General features: G+C 40.0%; 20 protein-coding genes. 12 read left to right on the top strand and 8 right to left on the bottom strand.

Annotated features, from left to right (window positions below; translation table 11 throughout):
- The first annotated feature begins 49 nt into the window (after positions 1-49).
- From K5Q92_RS10720 to K5Q92_RS10665, 12 genes are all read left to right on the top strand, one after another.
- A complete protein-coding gene (locus tag K5Q92_RS10720) occupies positions 50-1237 on the top strand; it encodes a hypothetical protein (protein ID WP_220768998.1) in 1188 nt (395 codons plus the stop codon).
- A 66-nt stretch (positions 1238-1303) separates the two neighbouring features.
- Positions 1304-2044, top strand: coding sequence for a hypothetical protein (locus K5Q92_RS10715; RefSeq protein ID WP_220768997.1), 741 nt, complete (start codon positions 1304-1306; stop codon positions 2042-2044).
- Between the two features lie 173 nt (positions 2045-2217).
- Positions 2218-2610, top strand: coding sequence for a hypothetical protein (locus K5Q92_RS10710; protein ID WP_220768996.1), 393 nt, complete (start codon positions 2218-2220; stop codon positions 2608-2610).
- 121 nt (positions 2611-2731) lie between these two features.
- Complete coding sequence (locus K5Q92_RS10705; protein WP_220768995.1) at positions 2732-2896, top strand: hypothetical protein; 165 nt, start codon at positions 2732-2734, stop codon at positions 2894-2896.
- Positions 2897-2974: 78 nt separating this feature from the next.
- Complete coding sequence (locus K5Q92_RS10700; RefSeq protein WP_220768994.1) at positions 2975-3226, top strand: hypothetical protein; 252 nt, start codon at positions 2975-2977, stop codon at positions 3224-3226.
- Positions 3156-3464 carry a class I ribonucleotide reductase maintenance protein YfaE gene (gene yfaE, locus K5Q92_RS24525; protein ID WP_374758450.1) on the top strand — a complete coding sequence of 103 codons (309 nt, stop codon included), beginning with the start codon at positions 3156-3158 and terminating at the stop codon, positions 3462-3464. Before K5Q92_RS10700 ends, yfaE begins: the two co-directional genes overlap by 71 nt.
- Positions 3465-3528: 64 nt before the next feature.
- The gene (locus tag K5Q92_RS10690; RefSeq protein ID WP_220768992.1) at positions 3529-3786 is read left to right on the top strand and encodes a hypothetical protein; all 258 of its coding nucleotides are present in this window, start codon (positions 3529-3531) and stop codon (positions 3784-3786) included.
- 387 nt (positions 3787-4173) lie between these two features.
- Entirely contained in the window at positions 4174-5169 is a 996-nt protein-coding gene (locus K5Q92_RS10685; protein WP_220768991.1) for a DUF3150 domain-containing protein, read from the top strand.
- A gap of 203 nt (positions 5170-5372) precedes the next feature.
- Complete coding sequence (locus K5Q92_RS10680) at positions 5373-6011, top strand: hypothetical protein (RefSeq protein WP_220768990.1); 639 nt, start codon at positions 5373-5375, stop codon at positions 6009-6011.
- A 55-nt stretch (positions 6012-6066) separates the two neighbouring features.
- A complete protein-coding gene (locus tag K5Q92_RS10675) occupies positions 6067-7047 on the top strand; it encodes an AAA family ATPase (protein WP_220768989.1) in 981 nt (326 codons plus the stop codon).
- A gap of 215 nt (positions 7048-7262) precedes the next feature.
- Positions 7263-8786 (top strand): VWA domain-containing protein, encoded by a 1524-nt coding sequence (locus K5Q92_RS10670; RefSeq protein WP_220768988.1) that lies wholly within the window; start codon positions 7263-7265, stop codon positions 8784-8786.
- A gap of 88 nt (positions 8787-8874) precedes the next feature.
- Complete coding sequence (locus K5Q92_RS10665) at positions 8875-9186, top strand: hypothetical protein (RefSeq protein ID WP_220768987.1); 312 nt, start codon at positions 8875-8877, stop codon at positions 9184-9186.
- Positions 9187-9248: 62 nt separating this feature from the next.
- Here K5Q92_RS10665 and K5Q92_RS10660 read toward each other — a convergent pair whose 3' ends face one another.
- The 8 genes from K5Q92_RS10660 to K5Q92_RS10625 form a co-directional block, all read right to left on the bottom strand.
- The gene (locus tag K5Q92_RS10660) at positions 9249-9398 is read right to left on the bottom strand and encodes a hypothetical protein (protein WP_220768986.1); all 150 of its coding nucleotides are present in this window, start codon (positions 9396-9398) and stop codon (positions 9249-9251) included.
- A 789-nt stretch (positions 9399-10187) separates the two neighbouring features.
- Positions 10188-10646, bottom strand: coding sequence for a hypothetical protein (locus K5Q92_RS10655; RefSeq protein WP_220768985.1), 459 nt, complete (start codon positions 10644-10646; stop codon positions 10188-10190).
- Between the two features lie 9 nt (positions 10647-10655).
- Entirely contained in the window at positions 10656-10991 is a 336-nt protein-coding gene (locus K5Q92_RS10650; protein WP_220768984.1) for a hypothetical protein, read from the bottom strand.
- Positions 10992-11133: 142 nt separating this feature from the next.
- Entirely contained in the window at positions 11134-11583 is a 450-nt protein-coding gene (locus K5Q92_RS10645; protein ID WP_220768983.1) for a hypothetical protein, read from the bottom strand.
- 112 nt (positions 11584-11695) lie between these two features.
- Positions 11696-12373, bottom strand: coding sequence for a hypothetical protein (locus K5Q92_RS10640; protein WP_220768982.1), 678 nt, complete (start codon positions 12371-12373; stop codon positions 11696-11698).
- Complete coding sequence (locus K5Q92_RS10635) at positions 12370-12969, bottom strand: hypothetical protein (protein ID WP_220768981.1); 600 nt, start codon at positions 12967-12969, stop codon at positions 12370-12372. The genes K5Q92_RS10640 and K5Q92_RS10635 overlap by 4 nt, the downstream gene beginning before the upstream one ends.
- Positions 12966-13694, bottom strand: a complete 729-nt coding sequence (locus K5Q92_RS10630) for a recombinase RecT (RefSeq protein WP_220768980.1) — start codon at positions 13692-13694, stop codon at positions 12966-12968. Before K5Q92_RS10630 ends, K5Q92_RS10635 begins: the two co-directional genes overlap by 4 nt.
- A 9-nt stretch (positions 13695-13703) precedes the next feature.
- Entirely contained in the window at positions 13704-14813 is a 1110-nt protein-coding gene (locus tag K5Q92_RS10625; protein WP_220768979.1) for a PD-(D/E)XK nuclease-like domain-containing protein, read from the bottom strand.
- Positions 14814-15082: the final 269 nt, after the last annotated feature.

The raw sequence follows: 15082 nt of genomic DNA, 5'->3' as shown, positions 1-15082 counted from the left end.
AATCGTTCGAAAACTATGATTAAATGCGTATTAGGAGGCATTGAATACTATGAAAATTGCAGTCAAAGATAATTTAGAAAATCAGACGATCATGTTTATGGAAAAGCCTAATATAGTGCTGCCACTAGCGAGGCAAAGCAGTGAAGGGCAAGCATTTTTAAAAAGCATCCATAGAATAAGGCATCTATCGTGCATGTGTTGTAATCCTGGCGTGGTAATGTTTGCAAGATTGTCGCATGGAAAATATACATTGGTTAATCACCATGAACTAGGCCATCATGACAAGTCCTGTCCGTTATGGACCGATTTGGGCCATCAATCCGATGATTTATCAAAAGTAAAGCTGCATAACGCTTTTAAAAACGAATCAATATTCGATAGTGTTACCAAAACCACTTCTTCCTCAGCCTGCTCATTATCAACTAAAAAGGCGCCTCTAATAGAAAGGGTCGCGAGATACCTCTTAAGGCGCTCAGGTATGACTACATGGACGAATAGGCAGAATAAAAGCATAGAGAACAAGTTCAAAACTATGTTGGGTGTGGCTGATGACATTGAATTTGGCGATAGTACGTTAAGTGAGTATTTATTCTTTGGTAAACAAGGGATAGAAATGGCAGTAGAGAAGCTGATCGAAGTCGAAGAAGATTGGCCTGCAAACAGCGGTAGACCTCATGCACTCGTATTTATGGTGTTAAACGATTATCAAGTACAAAACTCTGAGAGTGTCTTTTTAAGTAATGAGGAGGGGGCTGTTACGCTATCTTTTCATTCTTTGATTATTCCAAAAGAGAGTTTTGAGGGGGAGGCCGTTGTCATGCTTTCTATTGCTCGCCATGAAAAAACTTCAGAATATATGCCGCATACAATCTGGCTTCATCCAGTATTAAGTACAGATGTGCCTTTATTAACAAGAACTCGCACTGAGAAAGCTGTTACTAAAGGCTTAATAGCTACTTCAAAAAGTAGTGAACACAACTTTTTTATTAGTAAGCCGGTAACGCAAATCTCCGACTCAGATGCCGATCTGGTACTAGGTATTATTGATGATGATGGTGTTAAAACAAGGTTATTGGTCGTACTGAACGAAGAAGAAAACGATCAGCGTGTTAACTTGGTTAAAGAGGCTAACTCGAACACTAAAGTCATTGGTTTAGACTCTGGCAAAGGCATCGTTTATAAAGATGTATGGAAAGAGCTTGAGCTGTATGCGGGTGTTGCTGAAATGTTTGAATAAGCGTAATTTTTAAAGTATGAGATAGTACTGGTTATGCAAGCTAATCTTCCCAAGGAAAATAACGATATGATGACACTATTAACTCGCTCAACAGCAATGGAAAAAGGCCGCTGCCGAGTCGAATGGCGAACAGGGATTAAGACCAAAGGGATCCTTGATGTCATACATGATCCGTTGTTAGCTGATGCAGAAGTAATTTCCGAGCTGGTGGCGATTCAGCATTTGTTGTTTACAGCCAAAATCCATGACCGTTATCCAATTTCAGGTATTGGCTACAAGCTTGTAGTCTCAAAAGGGGCAATTAAAAAGTTAATTCAACGCAAATCAACCAAAGAACATTTAATCAAATATGCAGCATTTCTCGGCTTGAGTATGCATGGTGTAGAGGTTGTAGTGTCGAAAAACTTGGATGGCCTAGATAAAGATTTTGATGAAGTAGAAGCCGTTGAGTCAGTAACATTGGATCCATCGATTCATGGTCAAATGCATTGTTTAGTTGAAGCGGCATTTGCAGATGTCTATGTCACAACACACGCGGTAGATAAGTATGAGCTTGAAATGAGCCGAAGAGTGAATGAGTCACCACTGACTAAGCCATGGAGTTCATTGATTAAGCGACTTCAAAGCTCAGCGATAATGAAGGTGCAACTTCCAAGCTCGGTTTTAAAGCATAAAGCTCGTAAATACGGCACCTCTGACAATGTTGAAGTGTGGAAGAATCCAGTGTCCAACATTCACTTTTTGGTTATCAAAGAAAACACCAAACGCACATTAGTTACAACGTTCGCTAGAGCTGAGTTTGACTAGTCGATTCGAATTGCTATTATGAGTTTATTGATTTTCACTGCAAAGCAGTAAAAGCAAGCTGATGCATTCAGCGGGGATTATTCCTGTCGCACTTTATTAGTGCTCAACACATGTAAATTCATCCTAAGGGGACTCCCCTTAGGGCTGTCCTCTAACTAATCTGAGGACATACTATGAAAATTTACGATCAACTTTGCGCCATTGCTAATAATGCTGGCGCGCCATTTCTACAACACCATTCTGAAGATCTATTCGAGATTGATAGAGAGCAGTTACTTTTCGACTCTCAACAAGGCAGCAATTATATTTGGGTTTTAAAATCCAATGGTTGTGGGACTTGGTTTTTCTCGGCTTGCGATGATAACAAGTGGCGTGAATCAATAATCAGCGATGATGACCGATGTTTCCACATCTCTTGTACTAGTCCAAACCAAGGCACAGTGACGGAAATTCACTCTCTGAGTGAGTTTAAAGAATTGTGTAGCCGTTTCGATAAACAAACCAAAAGCCTTAAACCTCGACGGACTAGTCTGTGGGGGGGGGCTTGCAGACACCTTGGGTATTAACTTTAGCACTATGAGTAATTCACTTTTTTGCACTGAGTTTAATCCGAGACCTGGGGACATCAGCAACTTAGAGCTTTCTATTCAGGATAGCTTTTGTAAGGTTGATGTTTACCGGCGAGTAATGAAGAACAACACCAAAAATGATAAACGTACTTTGAAAAAAAGAGCGACATATCATTTACCTTTGAGCTTTAAGATTGAAGCCGACATTCTGCTTGCTGGTGGCAAACTAGGGGTGGAAGTGGCAACAACACAACAAGCTTACGCAGAACTAACCATCATTTAATCAGTTAACTCAACCTAATGGGAGGAATCCCGTTAGGGGTGCCTCCCTTAAACAGCCGGAGGCAAAATGAGCACACACATGATAGTAAAACCAATTATTGATAGAGATTTAGGCATGTTATCTAGAGGCTTACGAGGATACAAGATCCTACATTGGCCAGCGGATTTACCTGAAAACCTATTCATTAGAAAAACCGCTATATCAAGCATTGAAGAGTTGTATAAGCTGCATGAATCGGGGGTAGTAATTGAATATCGTGATGCATTTATTACTGATATACCGACTAGTGTTTTTAACGCTCGCCGCAATGACTATTTTGCCATTAGTTAATAAGGAGGGATATATGAAGATCGAACTGACTCAAAGCAACGGCCTACTATTAACCCGCCTTGAAGCGTTGAATATACGAACTCACTCTCAATGCAGAGCTGGATTCTGTAATTCATGCAGAGTAAAGCTCCTGAGTGGGACGGTTAAATACGTACAAGCACCACTTGCTGAATTGGACAAGAATGACGTGCTCATTTGCTGTGCAATAGCAACATCAAAAGTAACGCTGCAAGTTTAATAATCTGCCTGCTCTATCGGGGGTAACTCCCGATAGGGGGGCTTCCTCTAACTACGAGGTCGATATGGATATAAACCGAAAGAAAGCGTTAGGTTTAGCCGCTGCTAGACGTATAACTTTTGGAAGTGACCAAACGGGGATCTTAAGTTGGTATAAAGCATATTCGAACGTCAAGACTGACGTTGAACGATGTCAAATACCTAAGCTTAGTCTTCCCAAAGGTTATGACCAACAGCATAAACAAACTGAGCTAGATAAGTGGAAAGCTGTTATACGAGATATTGAGAGTGAATCTTTAGAATATCTTACAGCTTTTGATTAGCCATTTACGCCCCATTGGGGCGTAAATTAATTGCTTTTTTATTAACCACGCATTATCGTATTAAGTAGGTTAAAACCTACTTACCTATGACAAGTAACTTGTCGCAACCAATACACCATATTCATAACTAATCCTAAGTAAGTAACTCACAATAATACTTTTACTTGTTATGTATGCCTCCATTGGTAAACCAATCACCCCTCAACACCTCCAAAAAATTATTCGATAACTCAATCGAATGACTTTTTAAAATTTGACTGCTCTGCAGACAAATCGAGCTGACGATCTTTCAGCGGGGCTTATGCCTGACGCATATTTTATATGCCAACCACTACCACCAATGGGAAAACCCTTAGGGGCTAACTCATTCCAAAACAAGGAGGCTCTATGAGCATCACAGACCAAAATACTACTGTGGCCATGTACCATATTGGCACTGAAAACTCTTCTGGCTGTTACGGTACTAGTACTGTACCTGAAGCAGAAATTACAATTGCCGGTGTCAAAGTCAAAAACAAAAACATCACTAAAAATACCATCGTTTGGATGCCATCTAAGTATATGGACAGGAGTAATCCTGACAAACATACGCTTAGAAGCACTAAGGTAAGCTCGTATGTCTCGTCTGCATTTCGCCGGATTCTGAGAGAATACTCAGTATGTATTAATGATATTTATTTTGTTAATACAAACGATCTGGAAAAAGTTGACCAGGAACTAGCAGAAGTGATTGAAACTGCAGAAAGTCGGTTAGACGATATGGTTTATCAATGGGATCAAATCCTTGAAGAACACATGACTCACCCTGACAATCTTGCGATTGCTGACTTAATAAAAGCGCACTCTTTGACCGCTGCTGAATGGCGTTCAAAGTTTAGCTTTAAAGCACCTAGACCGATGCACGTAACTCCTGTGTACCTAGAAGATGCGAAAAGTCTCACCGAAACTCAAACAAGACAGCTTTATATCGAAGTCGTTGAAGATGCACTAAAAATGCTAAACGAGCTGAAAGACAAGAAAAATCAGTCTTTTCGTACTCAGTTAGCACAAATGACAACCAAAATGTCACGTTTATCATTCCTTGATGACGACATTTTATACGTTGTTGATTACATCGAAGCGGTAATGAATAGCCTGCCTGACAGTGGCTATTTAGTTGATAAAGATTTGCTTACTTTGAGAGAGCTATATTTTGAGCTTTCCGATCCGCACAAGCTGAAGCAGTTTGCTATTAATGAATCACGTAAAGCTACCGGTGTCATGCCAAATACTTTGCCGACTCTTAATACACAAACATCTTCAAACGTGACGACATTGAACGCTGAACCTGCAAATGCTGCGGAGTCAGAAGACACTGGAACATGGGGGAGCGGAAAATGGTAACTCAAAATAGAAAAGACCTTAAAAAACTGGCAGCTTACCTTTCGCGTCGTAGACGTAAAATTTGTAAGCGGGTCTGTAACTCTCATATTGAGAAAAACAGACTATCAAAACAAATCGACATAATCAGAAGTATGTCCAACTAGCAACATCAGCCTTTAGGGGGAAATCCCCTAAAAGGGATTTCTCTCTATATGGGAGGTTCTATGGCAGCTTTAAAGATGGTGCCGCAATTATGTTGGGCGTATGAGCAAGATTTCATTGCTCACGATTTAGGCGAAGATTTTCTAAAGCAATTTAGAAAAGGAATGAGTGGTTTTGAAGACGCGATTATGGACATTAACAATCCATATCTTGACGGTCAAAACTGTGAATATTGGATTGAATGGACTGAACAAGACTGTTTGCAGTTTTGGCTCGGGTTTATCGATATCCATTTCAAACAACTGTTGAAAGCAAAGGAACAAACTCGAAATGAGATAACAGGTTACTTGAAGTCAGAGCACTTCCAGATAGTCTGTCAGCTGGTAGGAATTGATCCTACTGAGCTGTTTCTTAAGTACTCTGAAAATGATGACAGTCAATCGGTTTTTAATCGAGCGATGGCCATCATTGATGAAACCAAAGCAATTTGGTTCGCTAAAGAATACTCAACGCGATACCGCTTCAACCGCAACCAACCCATAGCTGGTTTACCATCAAGGATCGTCAAAATTGTTGACGACAGTGATATAGAAGCCAATATGGAAATCCTCAAAAGTCTGATTTCAGACTTATATATTCTCGAACAATACGATGAATATAATGAGGTATTAAATAATCTTGCCGAAGTAGTTGGCATTTAACCCAATGGGAGACTTCCCATTAGGGGAGTCTTCTTTATAAAACAGGAGGCTCGAAATGGCCAATACACAAGCACACACCAAACTAAATAGCATCCAACTTAAAGTAGTCAAAAAGGACGTTGCTGACATTTTCTACGACTATGATTTACCACGTGGGAAAAAGTTTCTGACAGTACCAGCTACCTCTAAAACAATTGATGTTTGGACGGGGATCTTGCCGCCAGAATCGTTAGTTAAGACTTGGATTACCCATTGCGATAATCACCAGAAACTTAAGCCTATGTGCTTATATGGTGAGACTGGAACGGGGAAGACATTGTTCTTTGAGTACGTGTCAGCTCGAATGGGTATCCCTTTAAAAAGGGTGAACATGAGAGAAGATATGCTTTCAGCTGAACTAGAGGGCAGTAAGGAGCTAGTAAACGGTCAAACAATTTCGAAGTTGTCAGAAATTGTTAAAGTTTACGAGCAGGGTGGTATTGCTCTAATTGATGAAATAGACAAAGCACCGGCTGGTGTTCAACACTTTCTACATGCTTTTTTAGATCGTAGAGAACTGTCTTTAACTTCATTGAATATGAGCGTAAAAGCATCACCAATGGCGGTTATTGTTGCCACGGCAAACACTAACGGTACAGGTGAAAACCAACGCTATCATTCATCTCAGACGTATGATCGCTCGTTAGCGCGACGCATGAAGATGCTTGAGACATTCTACCCTCAACCAGAACAGGAAATGTCGATTATTAAAAAGGCTTGCCCTGATATTCCAAATGGAATTGCGTTAAGAGTAGTAAAAACTGCCTCGTTACTAAGAGAGGCTTTGGTAGAACCCGACTTTAATGCACCGTTCGGACCTGGCGATTCAATTGCTTGGACTCTCGAAATGGCCTATGACGTAAGTCAGTCGCCTATTGATGCACTAAAAGGTATCTATCTCAACTCGTTGAAATCCGTAGAGAGAGAAATAGCTATCAAGCTAGTTAAGGAAGTATGGAAAGAAACAACAACAAAACCGGTATGTAATATCAATTAGACGTTACCAACCGTACAAGCGCCCTTTAGGGCGCTTATCTAATGGAATGATTAGATAAGCGTGTTATATAAAGAATTTTGCCAATGGCAATGCGTAGCTAGCGTTAATTAGCGGGGAATATTCCTGACGTATCGATGATACACACCATAAACTTTAAACTCATGCCCATGGCGATATACCGTCATGGTATCTCCTATGGTCTTATGGGAGGTCAAATGAATTTTCAAAACCAATTAACCAGCAAGTTTCGAGCGTGGTCGAGAATTTCAACACGAAATTCAAGTGTCACAGTTCAAATCGCGGGTAGTAAGGCTCTAGCCGATATGCGAAGTGGGGCTATCACTCTGCCTGAAGGAGATTTAAGCGATCCTCAATACGTGGATTTACTTGAAGGCCTTCTTGAGCATGAGATAGGTCATCTAATCGAAACTGACATTAATATCGTTCAGAAATCATCTAAAGCTGGTGGTCTTACAAAGTGGTTAACAAACCTTTTTGAAGATCCCCGAATGGAAAATGAACGAATTAGAAAAACCTATGTAGCAAAAGAAGCACTGGATAAGTTAGAAGACCTGGCTATCGAGTTCGGCTTTTTTGGTACTCAAAATGTCGATTTGCCAATTGAAATCATATTTCATAACTGGTTACTGAACTGGGTTCGAGGCAACATACGAAGCCAACAGAAACTACTTAGCATTGCCAACGCTGAAGAATATCTTTTAGCTGATTTGGCGCCAACAATTGAGAGAATCAAAGCACTGATCCTAGATAATGTTCCAGTGAGTTGTGCAGACACTCTCTCCTTAAGCGAGCAATTGATTGCGATTTTAAACGATCAATTAGTGTTGAGTGATTCAAGTGAAGAAAAAGCAGCAATTGAAGCAATCTTAAAGTGCAAAGAGCGCCCTAAAGATTTGCATGACAAGCTGAAGCAAACCGTTAATTCAAAAGCTGAGGATGCAAGAGAGAGCGGCGATGTTATCGCTGGCCTTGATGCTCCGGTAGAGCTTAAGCAAATGAAGTTAACGGGTTCACTTGATTTGGGTTCGGTTTCAGATACTAGCGCACTAATTGCGAAATTAGTTTCACCAGTGAAGTGTCGTGAAGTGCCAAGCGATGTTGGAGCTAGATTACATCGCAATCGCTTTGCGCAGATCGTTGCCGGTGATACTAGCGTTTTTTCAAAGAGAGTGCCGATTCGCAAACGTACTCCAACCGCTATTTCTTTTCTTGTGGATAGAAGTGGTTCAATGAATGACCTAATGCCCAGTGTCAATGGCACGTTATTTGGCATTGTTAAAGGACTTTCACTTGCTAACCATATCAATACAGAAGTCTTGTATTACCCAATGCTAACGAGACCTATAGATCCAAAATCAGATAAATACACTTGGGGTATTCACCAAGCTAAAAAATTTGATGGCCAAGCTTTAGAGGCTGATTTTAAGGTCAGTGCAGACGGTACAACTCCTACAGGAGAGGCAATTTTTGGTGCGGTGGCAGATTTAATCAAGAGACCAGAGCAACGCAAATTATTATTTGTGTTAACTGATGGCTACCCTGATTCAAATTCGCCAATTGAAGAAGCATTATTTTTTGCTAAAACCAGTGGTATTACGACAATAGCCGTAGGCTTGCAGACTTCATTTGTGGCAGGCTTCAATCGCTTTATAACAGTTGACCAGGTAAGTGATATTTCTACGGCTATAAGCCGTGAGATAGACAGTTACTTGATTTAACAGCATACGAGTATCCCTGTGGGGTGCTCTTTAGAGTTTCTTATTTAGGTGACTCCAAAGAGCATCCCGCAACCAAAGGAGAAAATGTATGCTCAATTCGGTGATCGAGTTAACAGAAGAATTAGCGATACCAACACCAGACTCACTAGTGCAGCAAGAACTTCTTTTGCAGCAGGTAGTAAGTCAATTGATGGTAGATGATGCAATTGCTCTTGGTAGCTTTGACTATGCCTATAGTCGAGCGCTATTCGAGGCGAATTTAATGGTGCCAGAACAGATTACAGTCAAAGTAGAAACCGATGCTAATGGCAATGCGTATGCAACGCAGTTATCAACGGAACTTGCTCTTGATGGTGATTTAGAATGGTGGAGATTCGCGCTTACCAAAAGCAAAAACTAAAGCTTCTTTGGTGAAACACCAAACGGCCACTGCACTCTTGAGTGTTGTGGCCGTTTCTATTTTTAGAACATTTGTAGCGCTGTCTCAATCAACGAAAATAGGATAAAAGCGGCGCTAGAGTAGCGGCCAATACCTACTGAAGAGATTGAGATCTCATGGTAGTGCCTATGATGAACTACAATGTGGTAATCCGGTTCTTTTGGCTTTTTCATGATTTACTCCCAAACATTGGAGCAAAAAGACTTTGATTCGTGAACAACTCTATAATAGAGTTGTTTTAACGGTTTTCCGTTAATCTTGTGTACGAAAAGTATTTTTGCTCCGGTGAATTTACAATGTGAAAGTTAGCCGTTCCCGCGGTTAGCTTTCACGCCCTTTCAATATCCCTATCAGTACAATTCAATCCATTGGTTTCGCAATAAAACACTTAATTTGTCGCTTTAATGTTGACCTCTTGAAGCTAACAATACATGTTTTTTTAAATAGTAAGAAATGAGGGTTAAGCTCTAGGACTTACTTTTTAGTTCCATTATTAATGGTAAATTAGCGAGTGATTTATTTTTTACCTAAGCTGTTAATATTCACAGATCCTCAATCCTGGCTAAAACGTAAAATCCAATACAGCCTCAAAGAATATATAACTACTACATATAGTTGCTAATACTTATTCTATATACAAGATAATGAGGCTCTGGCTTTATTGCAAGAGGGAATTTGGGGGGCAAGTTGTGGATATCTTGAGGATAATCTTAACGTTAATTGAAAGGTATCTGCAAAGACTTGATTTAATTTGGATTGCTGCTAAGTCACTAATAAGTCACAAATTATATTGATCGTTGTTAAGTGCGCAATTTTACGATCCACAGATTGAAATTCGCATAGTTTAGTTCGATTAATTTAGTAAGTTGCCTGTGCAGTTATCAAATCACACTGAGACAAATGACAATTTAGATTGCTTACCGTGGTTTTCAATCCATTGAGCCATTATGATCTTCTTCCCTTTATATAGTTGGCACACCCAGCAGTTCAAAAACCTCTTTGACCTTCTCACCACTGTTTAGCAGACGTTTAGAGACTATCGGGTGCATTTTTATCCAATCTCTAACCTTGATAGCGCAACGCGATGCCAGAAACGATTCTTCGTTACTATATGGAAGTTCAAGATAATTCGTACAAATTGGCAGGCCAAACTCAGTAGACAACGTTCGCCTTTCCTTGTCAGATAACCCATTGAGATCTTCAACAGCTTCATTACGCCACCTAGTCAAATGCCAACCAGTGCCAGATAAGCCAAGATATTTATTCACACCCGTATGCCAGATCTGGCTATACAATACTTCAGCATTTATTGAAATCTCTGTTCTCAATATCAAACCCCAATAACCATCAAGATATAGAGAGAATTTTTGTCCATTTAGAACCAGTGTGTAAATTTTTCTCCTGAACGGTTTCGAGGTCATGCTTGTTTCCTATAGTTTTTTAATCTCAAAAAAAGGGTTTTTTAGCTGTTTTTTTTCTAATCGTGGAGTATGCCATTCCTTGAATGTTTTCTTGCGCTCTGCGGCTTTTACATCAACCACCGCAAACACTTTGTACTTACCTTGGCTAGCTGGCTTACCCAACCATTGACAAATAGCCCAGTCAGTCCAAAGGCGATCTGTTTTTAGACGCCATACTGTAATCCATTTAGAATGCCAAGCGGCTCGATCCATTGCGGCTTCACGTTCCCGCTTCTCGGCCAACCACTTATGGTCTACAGCGAACTGTCTATATCCAACAAATTGGCCTACTGGTCGTCTTGCCATGTTATTTCACCATCATATAAATATTAAGATCTTATCCCGTATAGTTTTTTTGAAATTTAACAGCAGCTCTTAGGCCTACTCGATTGCTTGTACATTCCAATGCAGCATCGAGAATTTCATTCTTGTTTTCCCATGTTAGGTTTCAATTAGTGTTGCCATGTGTTTCAGCTTCAATAGAAGAACCACTATTAATCGGTTCAAACTCTAAACTCAGATCACTTTCACGCTTAGGAGCGTTAAAAGCTAATAAGAATGCCTTTGCTACCTCATCCCTTTCTGAGTTAGCAGCTAAAAACATTCGAGGCTTACAACCAGCATCTTTAGCATCTTCTGAGGCATCAATCTGAATAATGTTTTCATTTTTTAGAATAGTAATTTTTGTACCAACTCGTTGCCATACACACTCATTAGGTAGACCAATAAACTTTTTATCTTCATTAATCGCCAGTTCAACTCCAAACTCACCTTGCTCAGTTTCTATTAAATAGGGGAAGTTATTTAAATAGGCTTCATGAGCTTTGACGTATTCCATATATGCTAGAGAGCCCATTACTGCAATAGCAAAGATAATTGGAAATATTACCTTATCCATACCAAATTTATCCTCAGTGAAGTTAAGCGAGTAGTTTGATTATTCAAATACATTTTCTTTTAACATTCTACACTCTGTATACTTTTTCCCATTTAAAAGGGCTTGCGCGCATCTACCCATTTAAGGTCTCCAACATATCTCGCCCTAGAATGCCTTTAGTTTGTTCACATTCATCTAGTAGAACTACGCTATCTGACGCTTCAAAAGTCAGTGGAGCGCTGTAGACAGCATCAGTGCCACACTCCGTTCTAACGTGTGCTCGTGACGCTATTCTTCGCTTAACCTTAGCTTGTAGCGTTTTATGGTTATGGCAAAGGTAAATCCCGGTGGGCTCTGTTTTTGAAAATCGGGTAACGATAACGTGCGACTTCAATAGATCCTTAATTTTGACCAAATCAACTACCTTTGGCCTAAGAACATGGAAAATTGAAGTGAATAGCATTTCAGCCTTTTCCATATCTTCTGAGTAAGATGCACCGCTACTATCTGTATCGTAGTAATTGATAATATTGATTAGTCCATTACTCTTAATGGCATCAAAGCGGATCACATTACACTTAGTACGAATCAAACGGTTTAAGAGAAGATTTTCACTGGCTGCAGCTAACCCCAAAGAAAACTGTTCTCCATTCAGGTAAAAGTCATACTCATTACTATTATGTACTCTAAATTCGCAAGATAGCGGCACACCAATAGGACAAACAACGACTAGCTGCTCACCAATGACTGTTTCAATAAAGTCGTTATCAGTTGAGTATTTGATGCTTGAAAAGTGAGTTTGTTTGTTCATTCAAAGTCCTCGGAATCCATGAGCTTTTCTGAAAGGTGAAATAGCTTGATTGCATCAAGCTCTGAATGTGTGCTGGCAAGTCGTTTAACTGCCCTATAACCCAAAAATGACTTGAGTAATGTCGCCACCTGAATATTGCTAATTGGCTTAGCGTGGTTAAACCTATGTAATAGCGTTCTATTCCAAAAGCCTTCGATTTCCTCTCTACTGACTACCCCAGTATGCACATTGTTAGTTGACCGCACTTCAAAAACACCACAATCTAGCGCTTCCAAGGGGCTCGTCAATAACTCAATGATACGGATCGGTTTTCTAGGGCCTTGATACTCATAAGTATCAAACTTAGAAAGTAGATAACCATCAAGTGATGTGAAACCGCATTCACGAACTATTCGCTCGTAAAAGCTAAAGGTAAATTCACACGTCACGGCGTCTTCATTTCTAATGTTCTTAACCAATCTAAGTTGGTAGTCAGTTGGTAAGTAGCCATCTGAAAGTAACTTAGAATCCAGACTGCTCGCTTTAGCATTTAACTCGATGCTAGGTGGAATTATTTGGATTTTGCCGCCTCTATTTGCAAAGCAAGATATAGTCATAAGTACTCCCTAGCACTCTCATTTTCTTCGAGCTCTTTGATGGGTAAAGTATCGCAGTCGTGATGTTCAGCAATGCGGAACCAATCTTTAGCGGAATATCTGATAATTGCAGCTCTACGGCACTCATTACTAAAAGCTGAATCCCATGAACTTGAATGGCCATACTCTCTCGCCATGGCCTCAACTGCATTGAGTTCATCGATACTCATAGTTGAGGTCATTATTGAACCATCGCTTAGCTCTGCCATGCAATAGGCGCACTCCAATTGCCCTCTTTTATCCACGTCGGTAGATAAAGTGCTAGATGTATGAATTACTTCTTGTCGCGGTCCTTGGTAAGTAAAATTGTCCTTTGAATAGACTAAACCGACATCAATTCGAGTAAGTAAGCCAGAGCCACAAAAAATAGCCTCATATCCGCGATAACCAATGGCCAAATCAACAGTAGCCATACCACTTTCCAAGTATGTTACTGCAAGGTAGCACTGCTTTTTAAGCGGGCATACCGAAATTCCAAGCCTTACAGCGAGCATCAAAGCTGTACTAAGAGCTGACTTTGGGATCTGAAGTTGTAAACCACCAATTCGCACGAACTCGCGAATAAGTGCGTTAGCCTCGTCACGGTAGTTGAGCCGATATTTAGGATATTGACGCGCAGCCTGTTTGTATTCCAACTCGATAGACTTAAGTTGCGTAATGTATGGTGCTAGAGCGGTATCGTGCATAAATTTCTCCTAAAAATAAGATTCGGTACTGTGAGGTTGACTAGCAGCCCTTGGATTAGCACGCCTCTTAAACGGCAATACCATTTCATTTGCACAATAGCCGGTAATAACACCGCTTCTTTCTGCGTCTATAATCTGGTTCAAGGTGCGTTGAACCAAGTTTTTTGCATCTAAACGCACCACATCAGGCAAGGTATAAATTTGGCTCACATAGGGCGCAAAGCTCTCTGCTGCAGCGAATTTCATTGGTAAAAGTTCTAGGCCTAGTAAAGATGCCACATATCCGTAGAAAGCTTCCTGAGTATCGTAAAAATACTCTTTGGCTGAATACGAAAACCTGGATGGAGAGGCATTTTCTGTAGATTTGAGGTCTACCGGCACTAAGTTAGTTTTTAAGTAATCAATCTTACATTTAACCCAAATATTTCTATGTTTGTCGAAAGCGATCAGCGTTAACTCCGGGTATCCATTACTTAATAGCTCACAGTTAGCGGCCTTTGATAAAAACTTGGTTGCCATAGTTTCAGCAAGATCCCAATCCGACTGACTCATAGCTTGCTTAAGGTGAAATTTGGCCAACTCAGGCTTTGTTAATTGGCTAAGAATTGAGGCAAATTTACCACCTGCCAACTCCAACGCGGCATTAAACGCATCGCAACCGATATTGCTTATCAAGCATTCCTTAAGACGGTTATCAAAAATCTGTGCTTGGGGGTCAGCTTCAAGCAGAGCGGTTATTAAGTCCTGCTTATTTCCACTTTGAGAGCGTCCTTTAAGCATAAGCGCGTGGTTTAATTGGCTGGTGGTATGAATATCGTTTGGATAATACAGGGCTTCTGGATACGCAAAGAAATCATCATAGGTATTGGTTGGAGTTAATGACATACAATGAAATAGCGATCCAATTGATTTTGGCTTTGTATTTTTGTCTTTTGTTTTATTATTAACTTCCTCAAAGTAATGAGCCAACGTAATAAAAGCAGGCTTTATCGTTGAGTGATTAATTGCTGGTATTTGGTGGTAAATATGATTTGGGACACCACTATAAATACCCTCGATTAGAGAATCATTGTTCTGAAACGTAAACCTCGTTCCATCAAATGCACTTTTAATATCCATAACAACTCCAATAACTATTTATGCTTACAGTATAAAGAGAAACGGAAATCACGCTTGATAGCTCTAAGTGATTGATTTGTTGGGTTGTATGTCAAATGTTACGAAAGTGGCCACATGGGGGACTACATTATAAATGGTAAAAATATTTTTACCATTTAATAGGTTTGACTTAAGTGCATGAATTTATTTTAAATTGAATATGGTAACGTTTTTATTTAGCGTAAATAGGGATTATTTTATTTACCATTTAATCGATATATATATGATAT

The sequence above is a fragment of the Shewanella sp. MBTL60-007 genome, assembly GCF_019654915.1.
Lineage (GTDB): Bacteria > Pseudomonadota > Gammaproteobacteria > Enterobacterales > Shewanellaceae > Shewanella.
Note: the sequence above shows the minus strand (reverse complement) of the source record. Positions and strands in the feature narration are given on the sequence as shown.